5 protein-coding genes are annotated in these 23,222 nt (G+C 36.5%); all 5 read right to left on the bottom strand.

The window, feature by feature from the left end; translation table 11 throughout:
• Positions 1-5 precede the first annotated feature (5 nt).
• On the bottom strand, positions 6-2,909 hold the full coding sequence (locus MKY17_RS03420) for an amino acid adenylation domain-containing protein (protein WP_098370562.1): 2,904 nt from the start codon (positions 2,907-2,909) through the stop codon (positions 6-8).
• Positions 2,906-10,591 carry a non-ribosomal peptide synthetase gene (locus MKY17_RS03415; protein ID WP_179891017.1) on the bottom strand — a complete coding sequence of 2,562 codons (7,686 nt, stop codon included), beginning with the start codon at positions 10,589-10,591 and terminating at the stop codon, positions 2,906-2,908. The genes MKY17_RS03420 and MKY17_RS03415 overlap by 4 nt, the downstream gene beginning before the upstream one ends.
• A 67-nt stretch (positions 10,592-10,658) precedes the next feature.
• Positions 10,659-15,377, bottom strand: a complete 4,719-nt coding sequence (locus MKY17_RS03410) for a non-ribosomal peptide synthetase (protein WP_098370560.1) — start codon at positions 15,375-15,377, stop codon at positions 10,659-10,661.
• 26 nt (positions 15,378-15,403) lie between these two features.
• Positions 15,404-15,670: a phosphopantetheine-binding protein gene (locus MKY17_RS03405; RefSeq protein ID WP_098370559.1), complete on the bottom strand. Its 267-nt coding sequence runs from the start codon at positions 15,668-15,670 to the stop codon at positions 15,404-15,406.
• 10 nt (positions 15,671-15,680) lie between these two features.
• Positions 15,681-23,219, bottom strand: coding sequence for an amino acid adenylation domain-containing protein (locus tag MKY17_RS03400; RefSeq protein WP_339201372.1), 7,539 nt, complete (start codon positions 23,217-23,219; stop codon positions 15,681-15,683).
• Positions 23,220-23,222 lie beyond the last annotated feature (3 nt).

The following is a 23,222-nucleotide window of genomic DNA, read 5'->3' as shown; positions in this document are numbered from 1 at the left end:
ATCGATTATTTCAGCATGAACTTCATAAAGCTTTCAACATACCCTGAATCGATTTCCGGCATTTTCATTGATAGCAATTCCATTTCCTCCTTGGTTTTGGATTGCAGGATTTCCGACTCTTTTAATTTTGTTGATTCATCAATTAACTGGGACAAAGCACTTAATGAATGAATCTCGTTAGATTGTGTCTTTTCTTTTAATGATTGTAACCATTCTTCCAAATCCATGTTGGAGTAGGGTATTTCATTTTTTTCGAAGAAGGCGGTCACGAATTCACTTGAAACCCTCTGATCATTGAACATATGATAGATCCCGAGCTTCTGATTCTCATTCAATCTTGATATTTTGTAAATGAACTCACTTACAAAGTCGACTGGCATCAATTCAAAATGAATTTCCTCTTTAAATGGCAATATCCTTTGTTCAATAAATGATTCAAAAACCTTGTACAACATATCCTTCTCGTTCCAAACCCCGTTTGAATTAGATGAAATCCTGCCTAAGCGGAAAATATCGATTGTCAGTCCATGTTCCCTTGCTTGAAGAAGCAATTTCTCGGCAACCCATTTGGACTGGCTGTACCCGATCATTAAATCGGGGGAGTAAACCAATTCGTCTTCCTCGTCCCATTTCCTTTCGCCGGTCAAGACAGAAAGCGTTGAGGCATAATGAATGTTTTTCCGAGTGTATGATGAAGCAAACTTAATGATTTCCACTACACCATTCACATTCGAAATCTTTGATTTGCTATATGGCTCGAAGAAATTCGTTTCGGCACCGACATGATACACATGAGAAACATCATTGCTTAATTTCTCATATGTCATATCATCCAAACCAAATTGATGTTTACTAAGATCCCCTTCAATTACAACGATTCTACTTACGAAATCATCCTGCCAAAGACCGTATTTCATTAAGGTATCTTTCAATCTATTTCTTGAAGGAAATCTAACCAAACAATAGATTTTGACATCTTCCAATTCCAGTAACAATTTATTTAATAGATGTGCCCCTAAAAACCCTGTTCCACCTGTAATCATCATATTTTTTTCAATTTCAACTGGTTTAGTGGATATTTCCCTTATTTTCTCCATCAACGCTGGAGCGAGCATGGAATCCTTCTCCATCACTGCTTCCATGCTGCCAGCTGATTCGGCTTCAAGTGCCTCAACAAATTTATTGACTGTGTTATTTTCCAATAATATTTGTAAAGTGGCCTCAGGAAGTACGGTTTCCTTCATTACATAGACCAGTTTTGTAGCTAAAATGGAATGGCCTCCATTTTCAAAGAAGTTGTCGTCCAATCCTAGACTTGGATTTCCTAATACATTTCTCCAAATCTCCAATACTTCTTTTTTCTTTCCAGTTTCTTGATTGGCTAAGGCAGTTTTATTTTGCATGATATCCATTTCCAATAATTTGTCTTTATCCACTTTACCGTTGGCATTAAGCGGGAACTCATCTACCCTGACAAAAAAATGGGGAATCATATAATTCGGCAATTCATTGCTCAGATAATCTTTAATATCCTTTTCAGCGTTTTCCGCTTTTTCATCTTTATGTTTGTAATAAGCGATAACATAATTCTCATCATTGATGTTTTTAACAGCAACTACTGAACTTTCAATCTTCATGTATTTATCAAGCTTTTCCTGAATTTCATTCAGTTCAATTCTAAAGCCGCGAATTTTCACTTGACTGTCTTTTCGGCCTTTGTACAGAATTTCACCATTGTGTAACCGGACGCCATGATCACCTGTTTTGTACCACTTCGCCTGATTCAAATCATTCATGAGCAAAGCTTGTTCCGTTAATTGCGGCTGATTTAGATAGCCTCTCATGACCCCTTGACCGCCAATGTAGATCTCGCCTATTTCCCCATCCTCTACCTCTACTTGTTCTTCAGATAGAATCTTGATTTCTACATTGCTCAATGGCTTTCCAATGGGAATAACATCTGCATCTTTGTCTTCGACCTCATGGCAAATGGCAAAAGTCGTGCATTCAGTTGGTCCATACCCATTAATCAAGGAAAAATGACCGATTGTTTGCTTCAATCTTCTCACATGGGAAACCGAGATTTTATCTCCGCCAACCACAATTTTCTTTAATCCCTCAAAAATTAATGGATCCTCATCAACCATTGCATTGAAAAGACCTGTCGTAAAAAAAGCCACATCCACCTTTCCAATGGATATCGCTTCTTTCCAATCATCAAAAGAAGTGAACTCATTCGACATCAAGAATAAAGTTGCGCCATTCAATAAAGCTCCCCATATCTCAAAAGTTGCGGCGTCAAAACACGGGTTGGAAAATTGAGCCACTCTATTATTTTCGTTTATTTCAAGTATTTCAGAGTTCATTACTAAATTGACTACACTCTTATGCTCTATCATCACACCTTTCGGCTTTCCAGTCGTTCCTGATGTATAGATAACATACGCGAGACCATTCTCCGAAGAACGGTTAACGGGAATGTGCCCTTCCTTGCTTAATTCATTAATCTCAAATGGAATTGGTTCAATATCCAATTCACGGAGCTTCCCTTCTTGGCCATTAAACGATAAGAAGAAATTCATATCCGTATCTGCAATCATATATTCCAATCTTTTTAATGGGTACTTTTCGTCTATCGGAACATAACAACAGCCTGACTTTATTATCGCAAGCATCCCGATGATCAGTTCAATGGACCTTTTGCTTGGAATCCCGATCATTGTTTCTTCTTGAATCCCCAAATCAATGATCCTTTTAGCAAGATTATCTGAAAGAATATCTAATTCTTTAAAAGTAATTTGCCTGTCATTTTCACAAAGTGCCGCTTTTGACTGATTATCTTCCACGATTTTTATAAAAGCTTCAGTTATTGACATCAATTTATTCGTCGTCATCGATTTACTTATCATCGGGCCCCAACTTTCAAGTGATTTATTAATTTACCAATAGATAGTATTGTTTCATCTTCTGTTAGTTTTAAGAATATTTCCTGCATGGAATCCATAAAACGTAAAATTTCATTTTCATCGAATTTACTTTCTTTATAAATGATTTTATAGTGCAGCTTGGATTGCACTACAGCCGCAGAGAACGTAAGATCAAAATTGGTCGATTCACTTCCAACTGAATTTTCGATCATGATTTGCGAATCCTCTGCCAGTTCTGTGCTCGGATAATTTTCGAATACAAATATATGTTGGAATAATTCCTTATCCCATGGAATTTCAGCGTATCTCTTTATATCCGTAAGTGAACTGAACTCATACTCTCTCATTTGTAATTGCTTGTTTTGAATAGCAGTTAGATAGGATTGTAAATCATCATCCCAATCGATTTTCAAAGAGAATGGCAGAGTATTGATCAATAAGCCTACAGCTGATTCAATATGCGGAATGCTGAGGTTCCTTCCTGAGCTTGTCACCCCATAGCATACTGAGTCGCTTTCACTGAGGTAGGATAGAACGATGCTCCAAACTCCTTGAACAACGCTATTAATGGTCTTTCTATGACGCTTGGATAATTCTATTAATCTTTCGGTAAGCTCTTCAGGTAAGCTATATTCAATAACTTTATCCGATGTAAAAGCTACCTTATCCGTTTTATTACTCACTAGTGCTTTTACTTGTTCGAAATCCCTCAATTCTTTATTCCAAAAAGCTGCTTCTTCCTGTTTATTAATATTCCTGACATGATTCATGACTTGTTTATAAGCATTCTTATGTTCATCACTGTCTTTCGTCGTATTGGATGGGCTTCGGTAATTATCCAAAAAATGATTAATGACAATTTGCAGGCTCCAGCCGTCTATTAAAGCATGATGATGTGTCCATATGAATTTATAGCGATGATCCGATAACTGAATCAAAGTGATGTTCATGAGCGGGCCATTCTCTAAATCCGTTTGTCTGTTTTTGCTATGCTCTAAAAGGTTTTCTAGTTTGGATTCTGACTCGTCTTCACTAAACATCGTTAGATCCACATGATTAAACACATAATAAATGTCATTAAGTATGATTTGATAACGGTCCCCCAATTGATTGCGCCTGAAAACGGATCTTAGAACGTCGTATTTTCTGCAGGTTTCATTCCAGGCTTCTTCTAATTTAACCAAGTCCAGATCACCTACTAAATCAATGGATAGCTGTGAAATATATTCAGGACTTTGGGTTACTTCGCTATGGAATAACATTCCTTCTTGAAGTGATGTCACTGGGTAAATCTCTTCAATGTTATTAAACTTATTAATGAAATGGGTGATCGTGCTTCCATCGACTATTTTCTCAGCTTCAAAATCCGTTTCGACAATAGAGTCATTCAAATCTGCACTTCCACTTAAAATTTTGTTTAAGTGTACTTCAACTTCTTTACATATCATTCGGAAGTTTTCATTGCTGCTATCGCCAATAATATTCAGCACGAGTCTATTGTTTACGATGCTGGCGACAAAATTGAGTTTATATGGAAATTTATAGTTCAAATCGATATTGCTGCTATTGGTTTGTTCCATATCACCAGTGTTATTAAACTGACCTAGATAGTTGTAACTCACAAGGCTATCTGGATAGTTATGATTCCGATTGGAAATATACTTCAGGATTCCAAAGTCAAACCCTTTGTTTGGCACATTTCTTAATATGTTTTTTGTATTTCTCAAGGTTGAGCCCAAAGTCGCCATTCCTTTAATCCTTACTGGATAAATCGAGGTGAACCACCCTACCGTCCTTGATAAATCAATATCATCCTCAATACCCTCTCTTCCATGCCCTTCCAAATCGAGCCAAAATTCATTGATTCCCATTCGATTGGAAAGTGCATGTGCGATAACGGATAATAAAACTTCATCAATCGTCGTTTTATGTTTTCTTAAAGTATTTTTAATGAGGTTTTGAGTTTGGGCCTCATTCACTTGTATTTTATACATGTTTTCAAAATCACACGTTTCTCCTAAGTCTTCCGTCAGCGGAGATACTGGAACATTTATTTCCTTTTCCCAATATTGAACGGCCTCTTCTGGTAGGTCAGTGTTCTTGTATTCGTTTAGTTTCTCGGACCATTGTTTATAAGAAGTCGTTTTTAAAGGCAGTGATGGTTCTTGTTCATTCTTTATCTGTTGATAGCACCTTTCGAAATGTTCAAGAAGTATCCTCCACGAAACACCATCAACCACTAGGTGATGAATCACCCAAAAAACCCTTACCTCCCTTTGATCCCTGAATAGAAGGAACTTCATCAAAGGGCCATTGTGTATATTTAAACTTTGTTGGGCGTTTTCTTCTAGCTCATTAATTTCCTTCAAGCTTTTTTCATCTTTAATACTTGAAACATGATACTCATGAAAACTGCAAGCTGTATCAGCATTTGAAATATTGCCAATATATGAATCACCATGTTTTTCAAATAAAGTCCTTAAAACGTCGTGCTGATCAATTAATTTCATGATGATTTTTTTATATTGTTCAGTCGTCAACGTATTATCCTTCATCAAAACGACTGACTGATTCCAATGATGGATATTCTCATGATTTTCATTAAAAAACCAAGATTGAATAGGCGTCAACGGGACATAACCTGATACCGTTTCTTGAACCACTTGTTTTTGCTCCAGCTCATTTACAATATTCCCTAGCTCACGGACCGTTTGAAATTCAAATAAATCTTTAGGAGTTATAAATAAATCTTTTTCTTTTGCGGCAGAGCATATTTGAATACTGATGATTGAATCACCGCCACATTCAAAAAAGTTATCTTCCGGTCCTATAGTGGGATCGTTTAAAACATTTCTCCAGATTGTCAGCAGCTCTGTTTCAGTTTTGGACAAATCTTGCACATCCAGCACTTTTTCCTTCCTCTCATTCAACTGTTCCGTCCATTTCGGCAGGGATTTCCGATCAACTTTTCCATTCGGCGTCAAAGGAAATTTATCCAGTTGCATAAAATGAGCAGGAATCATGAAAGCAGGCAGTGTATCTTTCAATCGTCTTCTGATTGAATCTATCGAAACCTCATCATTCACCGTATAATAAGCAATTAGCCTTTTATTCTCAAATCCATCTTCCATTACCGTTACATAACTATCCTTGATTTCTGCTATTTTTCGTAATGAAACATTAACCTCCGATAGTTCAACACGGTATCCCCTTATTTTCACTTGATCGTCCGCCCTGCCTATATAAACTAATTCCCCAGCTTTGTTATGCTTAACTAAATCCCCAGTTCTGTATACATTTTCGGCAGGGTTGAATGGATTGGATATGAATCTTTCATTTGTCAGACTCTCATTATTCAAATATCCCCTTGCTAACCCAATTCCTCCAACGTAAAGTTCACCAACTGACCCTGCCGGCACTAGTTTCCGGTTTTCATCCAACACAAGTACGACCGTGTTGGTCAGAGGCTTCCCGATCGAAACAACGAATTCATCTGTAACATCCTCATTCGGGGGAAACATTTTAAAACTTGTACATACCGAATATTCCGTAGGCCCGTAGCCATTGAAAAACGATATATGTTTAAACTTTGAAACGAGCTCAACTGGACATTCAGAACCTGCAGATCCCAACACTTTAATCGTGCTCAATTCAATGATTGGCAGTTCTTTCAATACAGCAGGCGGTAAAATGATATGAGAAATTCCTTCACGCTTAATTTGTTCAACAAGTTTACTCATGTCAAATTGATTTTCTTTATCTACACTTATATGCAGCTCGGCACCGAATAATAGTGTGCTGAAAATCTCTATGACGGATGAATCAAAATTAAACGTAGCGAATTGCAGCACTTTAGCTGATGTATCTAAACACATCATTTCATTTTGGTTATAAACTAAGTTAATGATTCCTCTATGTTCTAACATTACTCCTTTTGGCCTGCCTGTCGTTCCCGAGGTATAAATGACATATGCTAAGTCTCTCTGATCCGCAATGTGAAGATTCGTTTCCAATAACAAATCCGATTCTTTTTCAATATCTTCAAAATATATTATTTTGGATGGGTCAATCAAACCATTCTTTCCGAGTTCTTTGTGACTCAAGCAATAGGAAATGGACGAATCCTTCACCATGTAGCTTAATCGTTCATCAGGATAATGAGGATCCAATGGAACATACGCAGCACCAGCTTTAATTACTGCCAACATCCCTGTCACCATATCAATTGATCGATTCATATAAATTCCGATTCTTTCTTCTTTAGAAATCCCTTTGCTTAGTAAATAGTGTGAGAGTCGATTGCTCTTATCATTCAATTCGCGATATGTAATGGTTCTCGGACCATCAACAATGGCTATCTTATCAGGAAACCGCTCAACAATTTTATGGAAGGCTTCTGGGATTGTGTCATTGATCCCCTCAAAACGAATGGTTTCTCCCTGCCATTCTTCCAATAATACTTTTTCCTGCCTCTTACTCACGACGGATACCTTGTCAATCGATCGTTCAGGCTGATAGGTAATTTTCCTAATCCACTCTAAGAAATTTTCAGCTAATAATTGAATGGTTTGTTCATTGAAGATCCCTGAATTATACTCAAAAGCGAATAAAAGCTTATCCTCATATTCTTCTGCAGCTAAACTCAAATCGAATTTTGCTGCCTTTGATTTTATTACTTCAGGCGTTATCTTTATGTATTCACTTTCAAATGAAGCTTTGGCATTATTTTGTAAAATGAAGACGGTTTGAAATAATGAAGTGCTTGCTAAATTTCTTTCAGGATTAATGACTTCAACAATTTTCTCCAATGTCATATGCTGATGGTCATAGATGTCGATGATATGGTTTGTATTTCTTTCAAGAATCTCTTCGAATGTTTCCTCAAGTCCCAGCTTTAATCTAAAAGGCAGTGTATTGACAAAATAACCTATCGATTTTTCTGTTCCTTCAATCATTCTATTCGCCAAAGGACTTCCGACGATGATATCGTTTTGACCTGTATATTTTGCTAGAAAAGACTGGTACATCGTTAGCAGTGTCATGAATAATGTCGAGTTTTTTTCAAGGGACATCCGTTTTAAACCTTGGAGCTCTTCACTTGTTAGTTCCACTATGAAACTACTGCCATCGGTGCTATTTTCTTTTGTACGTATCGTATCTAAAGGAAGCTCCAATTTAGGTAATTCCCCAGATAAGTTTGTTTTCCAAAATAGCGATTCTTCTTTAATGTTATGTTCTAGCCAGCTTTTCTGCTCAATGGCAAAATCCTTATATTGTTTAAAGTCGTTTCCAAGGATAAGTTCCTTTTCATTCACTTCACTGTCATAAAAAGATAACCATTCGTCTAAAAATATACTCACCGACCATCCGTCAAATATGAAATGGTGGAGATTCACAAATAAAACAGACTCTTTTTCGCTCAATTTAACCAGTTTCACTGTCATGAGAGGACCTTTTTCCATTTCAAAGATTTCCGATTGGACATCTTCTTCAATTTGCAGCATACGAATCGTTTGCTGTTCGGGCTTTAACGCAGAGAGGTCGATTTCATCTATTTTAATGTACAAATCTTCCTTGATCTCCTGGTAGCCTTTCCCGGCATTTTCACGGACGGTGGTCCTTAAAATCTCATGTCTATTAACGACACGATTTACTGATTTTTCCATCATTGAAGTATCCACTGCACCAGTAATTTTATATTTCTGAGGGATATTATAATTGATTGTCTTACCATTGAGTTTTTCGTTGAACCACAAAGCCTCTTGGTTACTGGATAAAACATGACCTTTTTGTTGCGCTTCAATGTGCTCAATGTCATGTTCTGAAATTTCATTAATGATGAAGGCCGTCAACGAATCGATTGTTGAATTTTGAAAAATATTTTTCAAGGTTAGAATTTGATTGTATTCTTTGTTTAATTTCGTCAATAACTTCATGGCTAAAATCGAGTGTCCGCCCACTTCAAAAAAATCAGCATCTTTATCGATTTGACTTGTTGATAAGACTTCCAAAAATGTCCTTTCCACAAAAGATGAAACTACTTCCGTTTCATCTTTCGGAGGCGTATTCACTTCCGGAAAGATCTTATGACTTAGCAATTTCAATGTAGGATTTTCAAACAAATCGGCTAATTTCATATTCCCATCAAGTCTTTTATTAATTTTAGATACCAATTTCATGGCTGTTATCGAATGCCCGCCCAATTGAAAGAAATCAGAATCCTCATTAATCTCACTGTTCAAGAAAAACTCTTGCCATATTTCTTTAAGTTCTTGATTAACGGATGCGGATGTGATCTTATGGTCACTTGTTGCTTGATGGTTCTTACACACATTATTTTTTAGTTTTGAAAAATCAACATCGACATATATTTCGTCAATTTGCTGTACTTTTGTAATTTGATTGGCAATCTCCATGAAGGCTGAATGGATATCATTTACTAGTGAACGCTCTATGAAGCAGGAATTAAAATACAATTTGCATGTAATCGTTTCTTTATTATCCTGGGCTTGTAATGATAATGGAAAGCTATGTTTCTCTTTTCCTCCTTCGATTTCCCAGTTAATATCAAACCCTTCATTTTTCGCTTCCGGATAATTTTCATAAACAAATAAAGTTTCGAAAATCGGATCTTCCTTCTTTAATTTCGTATGCCTTTTAATATCCACTAAAGAAATTTGAGAGTAATCAAGCATATTGTTTAATGTTTCCTGGAACCGTTTCAGTAAATCAGTAATGCTATCTGTATCGTTCATTTCAGCTATCATCGGAATCGTATTAATGAGCAGCCCAACAATTTCTTCGGATTTGAATAAGTTATTCGACCTGCCAGAGCTTACAATTCCAAAGACTATTCTATTTTGATTGGACATTTCCTTTAGGACGATCGACCAAATTAACTGCAATAATACATTAATCGTTACATGGTTTTTAGCGGCAAATTCCCTTAAAAGCTCACTCTGTTTTTTATCCAGCTCCCAAAATAGATCATTCTCCTGCTGGTTTTCCTTCACATGCTTCAGAACGGGGAATGTGATTGTCGGCTGCTCAATATCCTTTGCTAGCTCTTTCCAAAAACGGTTTAGATCTTCCGCATCGATTTTATTCATATACCTGATAAAATCTCCATATTGCTTCGGCTTATCAATAAGCCGTTTGGAGTCTTTTCCTACAATTCGGCTGTAAATAACAAAGAGTTCATCGATGACTATGCTGGTACTCCAGCCATCCAAAATTATATGGTGATGAGTCCAAATCAAGATATACTGATTTTCTTCGATTTTCACTAACTGGAGGTTCATCAAATTGGAGTTATTCACATCCATCTCCTGGGATTTGGATGTCACTCTCTGAATTTCATTTAATTGATCATGTTTACTCAACTCTGTCATATCGATTATTTCTGGTTGATAATCCATTGCATTGAATACAACCTGAACATTGTTTTCGATATTTTTAGAGATGACCTTCATCCTTAATGCTTCATGACGTTCTACAACCTGACTCCACGCCTGGAATAATGCATTTACTTCAAGAGCGCCCGTTATCCTGATTCGCATTTGAGAAATGTAAAGGTTCTCTGCTGTATTGTTCATTTCCAGTTCATAAAGGATTCCTTCTTGAAGCGGAGTTAATGAGTAGATATTCTGAATAGATTTCTCCAATTTTGCGCCTCCCGATTCCATTATCTTTTGTGTCATCCATACCTGCCGACTGCAATCCTTAATCACCTTATTTATTGGAATTCAATATATGAAACAAATCTTCCTCAGTAAGCATCGCATCCGGAAAATCACTTTCTATTAAAGAAGCCTGGTCAAATTCAGTTCCCCTGATTTCCATGACGACATTACCAATAGCTTCTATTATTAAGTTCATCTTTTCTTCAGCTAATTTTGAGATTATTTTTATGAATAGTTTTCCGTCCTGGATCAATGCCAGGAAATGGAGTTTTGGTTTATTTTCAAACTCACCAAAGTCCCTGCTATTGGATGATTCAAATTGGGAGTCCAATCTTCCTAAATAATTAAAAGTAACGTGGATATCCGGCTCCTTAATGACCCCAGGGCGTAAATATTTGATAACGCCATAATCAAAACCTTTATTTGGAATTTCCCTTATAGCATTCTTCGTGTTTTTTAAAGTGTCATCAAACGTCTCTCCTGAATGCAGCAATATCGGATACATCGCAGTAAACCAGCCAACGGTCCGAGTAACATCCATTGTTTCATCCGCCATTTCCCTGCCATGCCCTTCTACTTCCATCCAGAAGTCCTTCACTTCAAAAGACTTTTTCAAACTCTTTGCAATTAATGACAATAATACTTCTTCTACAGTCGCTTTTGATTGCCTTGATAATTCCTGGATCAATATTTCAGTTTCTTCTTCACTGAATGATTTCTCCATCGTTCTTTCTTCTTTAGCTATAAAGGCTTCCGCTATCTTAAAATCCGTTATTTCACTTTTTGTTTTTTGTTCCCAATAACGGAGTGTTTCAGGGTCCATCAACGATTCATTGTATTTTTTCAAGAAGTTTGACCAGTCTTTGAATGAAGAAGTTTTATAAGCAAGCTTCCCTGTTTGATTGTTTAAAGCTTGATCATGGAGAGTATTGAAATCCTCAAGTAAAATTCTCCAGGAAACTGCATCAATCAATAAATGGTGGATTACCCAAAAGAAGCGATACTTGTTTGATTGTTCTTTTAAAACAAGCATTTTCATGATCGGTCCATTACTTATGTCCAATGAACGTTGAGCCTTACTTTCCCATTCATCTCTCATTCTTATTCGCGTTTCTTCATCTAAATGATGTATATCCTTATAGACTAACTCCCATGTTTTGTGTTCTGAGTCTATATTCCCGATATATTTATTGTCATGTTTTTTAAATAGGGTTAACAATCCCTCATGATGTTCCACGATATGAGATAGAATTTTTTCAATGTCCTCCATTTGAGCACAGGAATCTTTACTAAAAACAATGGACTGGTTCCAATGATTGATGGAAGTCGTGTGTTCTGCAAAGAACCATTCTTGGATGGGGGTCAGTTCCACATTCCCTCTAGTGGCTATAGGTTGAATCATGACCCTTTTTTCGATTTTCGCGATCGCTGACAGCTCTGCTACCGTTTGATTTTCAAAAATAGATTTTGGACTGATGATTATATTTTCCTGCCTTGCTAGAGAACATATTTGAATGCTCTGAATGGAATCGCCGCCAAGTTCAAAAAAGTTATCTCGGATACTTATGTCATCCAACCCTAAGACAGTCTTAAAAATCCGAAGAAGCACTTTCTCATTGACCGTCTCAGGTTCTTCCACTGTATTGCTTCTAGTTACGGGTACCGGAAGAAGCGCTGAATCAATTTTCCCATTTGCATTTAACGGAAATTTGTCCACTTGCATAAAGAATGAAGGAATCATGTAACTTGGTAATCTCTCTTTTAAAAATGCTTTTAAGTGGTCATGATCAACTTGTTGTTTGGATGTGAAATAAGCGATTATTTGTTTATTTAAGTTTGGCTGATCCTGAACCTTAATGAATGAGTCACTTACTTGCGGATACGCATTGAGATTGACCGAAATCTCATCAACTTCCACTCGGAAACCTCTTATTTTTACTTGATTATCTTTACGCCCCAGAAAAATCAACTCACCATCGCTCGTGAATTTTGCAAGGTCGCCGCTGCGATATAAACGCTTTCCAGATTTAAAAGGATGTTCAATGAACTTTTCTTTTGTTAAATCATCATTATTCACATAGCCAACAGCTAACCCTTCACCACCAATATATATTTCCCCTGCGGCACCTATCGGGACAAGTCTTTGCTCCGGACTTAGTAAATAGACGTCAGTATTCAGGATAGGTTTGCCTATCGATACTTTATTATTAGCAGTCTCATTGTTTTCGAATGCTTTAAACATTTCAATGGTGGTCCATACTGAATATTCCGTTGGACCGTAGGCATTATAAAAGTTTATATTTCGATAGCGATCCAGCAAAGCTATTGGACATTCAGATCCGGCTGAACCAACGAATTTCACATCAGATCCCTCTATATTGAGCTCTTGCAAAACTGCAGGCGGCAATACTAGGTGGGTTAACTTTTCCCTTTTGATTTGATATTCCAACGCGAATAAATCAAACATTTCCTCCTTATTATTCCCGATATGCAGCTCTGCACCATTTAATAAGCTTCCAAAAATCTCATAGATAGAAGCGTCAAAATTAAATGTGGCAAATTGTAATACCCTAGAGGTCTCAACAAGTTGTAAGTACTTATTTTGACTTTTTATTAAATTCACTACTCCTCTATGGGATAACATGACACCTTTAGGTTTTCCTGTCGTTCCCGAAGTATAAATAATGTAAGCCAGGTCGGAAGGTGCAATCGATTCGTTACAGCACTCGGTATCCACGTAATGGACGGATTCAAGATAAATCACTTTAGCTATTTTTTTTATGGCAGGAACCTCAACTTGATTCGTAATGCATATATCCATTTTCGAATCATTAATGATATATTCCAATCTTTCAGCTGGCAGCATAGGATCAAGCGGAACATATGCACATCCGGCTTTAATGATTCCCAACATACCTATCACCATATCAATCGATCTGTTTACATGCAGCCCCACCTTATTGGAGCCATTTTCGATATTATTCCTAAGCAATTTCGCAATCACATTTGATCGTTGATCTAATTCCGAATAGGTAATGGACTTACCATTATCAGCAACGGCTAATTTCTTTGAATGCTTCTTAACGATTCTTTCGAATATGGAGGTGATCGTCTCATTTTGATGTGCATCCGAAACCTCACCTTGCCACTCAAATAACAATTGATTCATTTGATTGTCATCTAAATGCTCCAAATGACGTATAGGTTTATTTGCATTTCTGCAAATTTGGAATAACCATTTTTCAAAACTCAACATGAGTCTTTCAATTGTTTCCCGTCTGAAAAGTTCATCGGAATACTCAAACTCCAGGATTAGGTTATGGGAACCTTTTACTTTTATGGTCAGGTCATAATTTGAATAAGGAATTTCGAATTTGTCTTGTTCAAGAGTGAAGAATGAATTGCTAAAGTTCCCATCAAAGCTTTCTTCCATTGCCAATGCTGTTTGGAACAATGGGGAATGGCTGAGATCCCTGTCCGGATTAATGATTTCAACGATTTTTTCAAATGGAAAGGCCTGATGTTCCAATACATCCAAAATCACTTTACGATTTCGGTTCAATATTTCATGAAATGATTCTGTGGCATCCACGGTCAGCTTCAATGGCAGCGTATTGACAAAACATCCAACTGTCCGGGCAAATTCTAGCTGGCCGCGGTTTGCCACGGTACTCCCGACAATGATTCGATTCTTCCCGGTATATTGACTTAAAAACACTTGATAGGCGGTCATCATAAAAGCATATAAAGTCGTGCCATTCTCCTTTAAAATCCTATCTATCAATACACGGAGTTCACCCGTTATCGCCATTTCCATTCTTCCACCTGAGTATGAAGGTGATTTTGGACGTTGAAAGTCAAATGGAAGTTCCAATGCTTCTTCCTCTTGATCTAAATAACTTTCCCAAAACCTCCTTTGGCTTGGCGTACTTTCCTTGACCCACTCCTTATGCCAGACAGCATAATCTAAATATTGCATGTCCAGAGGAGGAATATCCCCAACCTTGCCCGTTTGAATTCTTTCATAAATCTCCATTAACTCTTCGAAAAAGGTGACAAACGATACTCCATCAAAAATGATATGGTGAAAATTGCATACTAAATAATGTTTTTCTTCGTCAATTCGAAATAGTTTCATATTAAATAAATGATCATTTTCCAGGTCGAAACATCTTTCCATTTCTTCAGTAAGATGGGAGGTGACCATTATATTACTGACTTCGGGATCTACTTCCCGACAGTCTTCATAGGCAATTATGTTTCTGCTTTTTTTTGATAAGAATTGAAGGATTTGATGTTCTTCACCTTTGAAATTGGTTCGCAAAGTTTCATGGCGTTCAATCATGAAATCTAATGCCTGTTGCAGGTCATCAATGTCCACTACTCCATTTAAAATGAATTTAAATGGCATATTATAGAGCATTTTCCTTTCATTCAGGCTGTCAAACAGATACATTCGATCTTGATTATGAGATAGCATCCCTTCACTTTTCCCACGTTTATAAGGCTGATTTACCTCGACTTCCCTCATGCTGATAAGCATGTCCAGAAAACTTGCCAGCTTTTCTATATTCCATTGACTTGAAATGATTTCCGGTGTTAATTGAATACCAAACTCCCGTTTTATCGAAGACATGAACTCATCTTTTTTTTCATTTGTGCTTAGTGATTCATTCATGTCCTCCATTAGTGATATTTCAAAAGGTTCGATAACAACTGAAATCAAGTTTAATAGCCTATCTTCCGTTTCACTGATTATCCTGTTCATAGAAAAACACCTCAATTCTTTTCCATTCAACCTAACTTATTAATATCATCCAATTGTTTGATGAGTACGGATAGTTCCTGGATGGTTGATTGTTCGAACATCACTTTGATTGGTAATCTCACTCCCATGTTATTCTTCACCATTTGAATGAATTGCATGGCTAAAAGGGAATTCCCTCCTAAGTCAAAGAAGTTGGAATCTGTACCTATAGTCTCTTGTTCTAAAATCTCTTTCCAAAATCCTATAAGCTTTTCCTCAATTAACCTTTCCTTAACAGCAATAGTTGTTTCCATATATATCCCCTCACTTAACTTTCATTTTTTCTAACATTTCGCTTAAGATTCGATTAAATATAGGAAGTACTGATGACCTTAACTTTGGATTGACCGCTGCCTCATTAAACTTAATTTGAACACTTGAACCCGGGGTGATGATAATGACGATTGGATAATGGGTCGTTTCCCGTCCTTCTTTCAAACTCACATTGATTTCATCATTATTAGCTAGTAGCATGGGATAGTTTTCAAAAGCATATAATGATTCAAACAAATGATTCTCCAAATTAGCCCACTCATAAATCTCTGATAATGGTGTATTCTCATAGGCACTTAGTTCCAAAAACTCTTTTTGAACTTCATCGAGCAGTTCAATGTAAGTCTTTTCTTGGCTGATATGCTTTATAAATGGCACAGTATTGATAAATGGACCAACCATGGCCTCAATATTCCGGACTGGGATATTCCTGCCGGATGTCACTACACCGCAGCATACATTTTCCGTACCTTTTACTTCTTTTAAAGTGGCTAGCCATATAGTTAGAAAGAAAGTATTCATGGTAATCTTGTATTCCTGACAGAATCGTTGAATGGTATCAATCAATTCCTCATCCAGTACTTTCAAGTAACAATTTTCAATGTATCCCTCGCCTTCCAACACTCCCGTTATACTGGATCCGGAATTTCGGGCACCTTCCAATTTCCCTGCCCAATATTCCCGCAGCTCCTTATTACTCGTATAATCTTTCATATATTCAACATACTCTTTAAATGAAGCACTACCGGATGATGATGGTGCTATGGAATGATAAGAATTAAAGATGTCATTAATAACCATCGAATAACTCCAGCCATCCATAATAATATGATGGAATGTCCATATTAATTGGTATTCATTGTCCGTAAGCTTAACGATCATAAATCGATTCAACCTATTGTTCTCGATATCTATCATCTTATATTGATCTGCTAACAACTTTTCCAGCTTTACTTGTTGATCCATTATTTCTTCATATTCAATCTCGGGATCCATGGAATTCATTAACAATTGGTAGAATAACCCTTTTTTACTTGAATATAATTTCGTTTTTAAAATGTCATGTTTCCCTGACGTTGTCACAATGGCATTCTTTAATTTTTCAAAGTCCAGAAAACCTTTAATATCAAATATGAGTTGCACTTTATACTGGCTGCTCTCACTATCAAACAAGCTATGGTACAACATCCCTTTTTGCAAAGCAGTCAATTCATAAATATCAATAATTCCTGTTTCTTTGCGCAGTAGTTGGTTAAGTTCCTCTTCAGGCATATCCAACAATGGAAAGTCTTCCGGACGGTACATCTGTTTTACCAATTTTGTTTCTTCTTCCAATGTCCGCAACAATTCCGGCAAATTGCGTTGAAAATATCTTTCAAAATCTTCTCTTACGAAATGTCTGTTATAGTTTATTTTTATAGTTTGCTCTTCGTTCACTACAAGCAATTCAATATCGACTTCATGCTCGGTATAGGAATTATGTTGAATATCTTGTTCACTAAAAAAGATGACCTCTTTTGCAGCCAATTCATTACTTTGGTGAAATCTGCCTAAATTATTAAAACTGATGATCGGCCTATTTTGTTTCATATGTGTCTCGCCACATAATTCGGTCAAGATTCCATACTCAATCCCTTTATTAGGCAGTGTCCTTAACTTTTTCTTTGTACCTTGAATCGTGTTCGAAATGGTTTCTTTATTTTCTATATAAACCGGGCTCATGGTCGTAAACCATCCTACTGTCCTGGACAAATCGACACCTGCAAATAATTCTTCGCGGCCATGTCCCTCCAAAGTGAAATGAATATCCTTTTTATTAAAATACTTCCCGATTAGCGTTGCGAAAACTGATAAATATATTTCATCAATAGATGCTTTATACGCTTTTGTCATTTCATTATAGATTTTGTTTGTAATCTCTTTATTCAGCTTCAATTCAAATGATTTTCCATCGTAAACATTCCCTGTTTTGACTATGGCATTTTCGTTTACTGCCTTATGTTCATTCAGCCAGTACTCTTTAATGCCTAATGGAATGCTATTTTTGTATTGGTTTAGATTATTCGCCCATTCCTTATATGATGTCGTTTTAGTATCCAGTTTTAGTTCTTGATCGTTGATATCTTGAATATATAGCCGGTCAAAATCTTCGATCAATATTCTCCAGGAAACCCCATCAACAAGTAAATGATGAATGATCCAAATGATTACATGCTCATTTTGGCCAGTATTGATGCATTCGATTTTCATCAGTGGTCCGTTTGAAATGTTCATGCCCTGCTGTGCACCGTTCCCGAGTCTAGCTATTTCCCGTTCCTGTTTGTCCTTATTCATGTTCGATAGATTTACGTAATTCATAGTCCAATTTTCAGTCGAATCGATATGCTCTTCCACTTTCGAAAATGCTTCATCTTTATTGAACCTTGATCTCAGCCCATCATGATGTCTAACGATATGAGCCATGATCTTTTGCAGCCGCTTCTCATTCAATTTCGGGTATCCCTTTAACGTTACAGATTGATTCCAATGATTATAATTATTTATTTGTTGAGTGAAAAACCAACTTTGAATAGGTGTAAATGGCGCCTTTCCAAAAACATCAGACTGATTTATCGTTAAATCGCCCGTCAATTCCACAACCTTTGCCAGCTCTTCGATACTTTGTTTTTCAAAGATGTTTTTTGAAGTAATGAAAAGATTTTCTTTCTTGGCAAGTGAACAAATTTGAATGCTTAGGATGGAGTCTCCTCCACATTCGAAAAAGTTATCAAAGATGGTTATTTCCTGATTATTCAACACCTCTTTCCATATCTTTAACAATTTTTGTTCCGTTCCATTATTGGCACTTTTATTGTTGGTTCCTTCCATGTTCGTTTTTGTATCCGGCAGGCTCTTCATGTCGACTTTGCCGTTAACGGTTAGCGGAAATGACTCCATTTTAATGAAATAAGAAGGAATCATATATTGGGGAAGATGATTCTTCATATAATCCCGGATATAATTTTCTTCCAGGTCATTGTCAGAAATATAATAAGCAATGATGAATTTCTTTGCCTTAGATTCATCTTTTATCGCTATAAAGCAATCCTTTATACCTGTGCATTTATTTAGAACGGCACTGATCTCGCCAAGTTCGATACGATATCCCCTGATTTTCACTTGGTCATCCGCTCTGCCTGCAAATAGTAAATTTCCATCCTCGGTATACTTAACTAAATCTCCAGTTTTATATAGCTTCCTTGAAGGATTGAACGGATTTGGGATGAAGCTTTCAACGTTTTTCTCCAGATTATTTATATATCCTCTTGCAATGCCTTTCCCGCCGATATACAACTCGCCTATTTGACCCTTAGGAGTGGGCTTTATCCTGGTATTGAATACATATGCTTCTGCATTTAAGATCGGCTTTCCGATCGGGATCACTGTATCATCACTTGAAAGTACCTTATATGCTGTCGAAACGACAGTGCCCTCAGTTGGCCCGTAATTATTATATAAATCAAAATTCAAATGATCGGGTATTGTTTTTAAACGATCTCCACCTGTCAAAATGGCTCTGATTGATTCTGGAAATTTCATATCGTTGATAAATAATTGCTCGAGCAGTCCCGTTGAAAAAAACGCTAGTGTGATTTTCTCCTTTTCTAACTTCTCCGAAAGGATCTCTACATCCAATAAATCATAGTAATCCAATATCACGAGTTTATTCCCATTTGTCAGGTAAGGGAATATCTCCCAAACGGAAGCATCAAAAGATGTATTCGAAACTAGTACTGCTGCATCTTTTCCATCGACAGAATAATAATTGATATGCCAATTACAGAGGTTAGCCAACCCTCCATGTTCAATCATGACCCCTTTAGGTTTTCCCGTTGTTCCTGAAGTGTAGATGATATAGGCCAGATCACTTTCCGATATCTTTCTTGAAACGAATTCTTCGCATTCAATTTCTCGTTCTTTTAGTATGTCTTCGATACATATTAGTTTTCCTTCATCACCGGGATACTTTGAAAGTCCTTCTTCATTACTTAAACAATATTTGATTTGAGAATCCTCAATCATATGTTTCAGCCGTGACTCTGGTTGTGACGGGTCCAAAGGCACATATGCCGCCCCAACTTTCATAATGGCTAAAATGGCCGTAACCATATTGATCGATCGATCCATAAAAATCCCAATTCTATCTTCTACATTTACATGGTTTCGGAATAATCGGTGCGCCACCTGATTTGCCCGGGCATTTAACTCGCTATACGTCACTTGGTCATCACCATGAACAATGGCAACATCACTGAAATTTGTACTTACTATATTCTCAAACTTAGTTATTACATCTTCAAAACGCTGATCTTCCACTTCTTGATTTACATTGCCTGTACCCATTTCGATTATTGATCGTAACTGTTGAGGCTCTAAGTAGGTGATGTCCTTTATCTTCTTGCTTTCCTCGGTTGTAATCTCTTGCAGCCAATACTGAAAATTACTAGCCATTCTTTGAATCGTCGCTTTATTAAATAATGATTTGTTGAATTCAAACGAAATGAATAATTCATCCCCATCCATTTCTTCTGCCTGAACAACTAAATCAAATTTAGCTTTAAAGGTATTGATTTTTTTCGGCTTTAACGTGAAATTTCTATATGCCAGCTTTTCTTTTTGGTTATTTTGCAGGACAAATACTGTATCGAACAATGGCGTATTTCCCATGGTTCTTTCTGCCGATAAATATTTCAAAATTTCCCTAGTAGGTAAATTTTGATGGTCAAAAACACCTGCAATAACTTTTATATTTTTCCGCAATATTTCTTCAAATGAATCTTCCTGGGATACATTTAATTTAAAGGGCAATGTGTTGACGAAATATCCTATCAATTGTTCAGTATCCACATGGTTTCTCTTTGCCAAAGGACTTCCGACGACAACTTCCTCTTCATCAAAGTACACCGATAAAAAGGTTTGATAGGCGGTAAGTAAACTCATGTACAAAGTCGATTTCGTTTTTTTATGAAGACTTTCCAGGTTGTTTTGAATTTCTTTAGGTAACAAAAAGCTGATAATATCGGAAGTGCTTTTACCTTCTCCGGTTTTTTGATGATCATATTGTAAAAAGGACTTTTGCCGTAATGCAGTTATTTCATTACTCCAGAACTCATTATCCTTACCACTTACATAATTTGGCGAGTTTTTTTGCCATAAAGCATAATCTCCATATTGGATTGATTGGTTATCTCTATCATTTCGTTCGCCATTCTCGATTTCCTCATAAATGGAAAACCAATCATTGATCATTAATGGAATCGACCAACCATCAAAAATAATATGGTGGATGTTACATAATAATTGATGTTCACATTCATTTGTCTTCACTAGCGAAATCGATAAGAGAGGACCATTTCCTAAATCAAATTGCCGTTCCGTTTCTTCCATCACCAAGTGATTTATTTTTTCTTCCTGCATGTCTAAAGGAATATCCGAAACATCGAAATAGTTAATATAATGATGAATCGACTCATCGAAAGCCAAGATGCCCATTCCAGATTCTTCTCTAATGACACTTTTTAATATTTGATGTTTATTGCTTAGCTCATCTAAAGATAGTTCTAGATTTCCTTCATTCACTTCACCTGATATTTCATACGAAAAAACTATGTTATATAACGATTTGTCTACATTGGTTTTGTGAATGAACCACAAATTTTCTTGTTCATATGTTAAAGGGTATGTATTTCTGGCATTAATATTGATCGGTGTATAATCTTGCTTTACCTCTTCTTTTTGACGAGTTTCTATGACCCGGGATAATTTCATAATCGTATCGTTCTCCAATAAAACTGAAGGAGCAATTTCAATTTGAAATTGATTTTTAATCTTGACAATTAATCTCATTATCGATAATGAGTTCATTCCACATTCAAGTAGGGACTGATTATTTTTTATAACCCCATTGCCTATGATGCTAACAACCAATTCTCTTACTTTTTCACTAATTGTTTCATCCACTGGACTCTTGATATTCGATGGAGCTTCACAGTCTTTTATGACGATTTTGGGTAATAAAGATTTATCCAGTTTGCCATTTACCGTTAGGGGGATGTTGTCCACCTTGATAAAAAAGCTTGGTATCATATAGGCTGGCAAAGAGCTTTTTACACTTTCCCTCAAATAATCAGCAGCTAATTCTTCATCAGCAACATAGTATAAAAATAGATGCATATCATCATTAAACGCTTTATCCATCGTAACGACTGCATTCTTGATGTTTTTCAAATCATTATATGAGCTCTCTATTTCCCCTAATTCAATCCTGAAACCTCTTAACTGCACTTGCTCATCATTCCTGGCGATATATTGCAGATCACCATCATCCAAAACTTTCACTACATCCCCTGACTTATAGTAGCGAACATTATCAATATCCGTAAATTTCATCTTATTCATCATGGTATTTTTATAGTAGCCTAGCGAAACACCTTTTCCTGAAACGTATAACTCGCCCTCTTCATCTCCAGTTACTTCTTCTCCATTTTGATTCATCACCTTGAACCCAAGATGTGGCAAGACTTTTCCGATATTCGTAATTCCTTTTTCCACATCACTCTTAGCGATTTCTTTGTATGTTACATGCACGGTGGTTTCAGTTATTCCGTACATATTTATTAGCTTTGGCAGCCTGCCATTTTCGGGAGAAAACCACTGCGTCAATTTCTTGAAGTTTAATGCTTCCCCTCCAAAAATGATGTATTTTAAACTTAATTCATTTTGTCGGTTTATGAGTTCACCAATCACCTCGAAAAAAGCGCTTGGTGTACAATTGAAAACGGTTGTTTGTGTATTTATCAATAAATCAACAAAGGATATTGGATTTCTGCTTTCCTCAAATGAAACCACTACAACTTCTCCGCCATATATCCAAGCCCCCCACATCTCCCAGACGGAGAAATCAAATGCGTAGGAATGGAAAAATGTCCATATATCTTTATTATTAAACTCGAACAAACCGTCGCAGCCTAAAAACAAGTTCATGACATTTTCATGTGAAACGCAAACTCCTTTAGGCTTTCCTGTAGAGCCCGATGTGAAAATGATATAAGCTGGATCCTCTGGATCAATTAAGGTATGGAAATTCTCACCTGCCATATCATTTGAATTCTCTATCACTTCATCGAGGGTTACATAATTGCAATCAATGCCGCTAATCCGGCCTTTATCCCCAATCAATAACTTCAATTCTGAATTCTTTATTATATGCTTTACTCTTTCATCAGGACTTTTAGGGTCGATAGGTACATAGGTAGCCCCCAATTTAAGGAGTGCTATGATTAAAAATAAAACATGCTCCGACTTTTCAATATAGATTCCGACATTATCTCCTTTATTTATCCCTTTCTCCTTTATGTACAGCGCCATTTTATTTGCCAAGATATTCGTTTCTTTATATGTAAATTGCATATCCTTATTTCTTACTGCAATATTGTCACCATATTCCCTAACACTTTCTTCAAATAGATTCGCTAAAGAATTCATCTTCATCAT

It is taken from the genome of Peribacillus sp. FSL P2-0133 (assembly GCF_037975445.1).
Taxonomy (GTDB): Bacteria; Bacillota; Bacilli; order Bacillales; family DSM-1321; genus Peribacillus; species Peribacillus simplex_E.
Note: the sequence above shows the minus strand (reverse complement) of the source record. Positions and strands in the feature narration are given on the sequence as shown.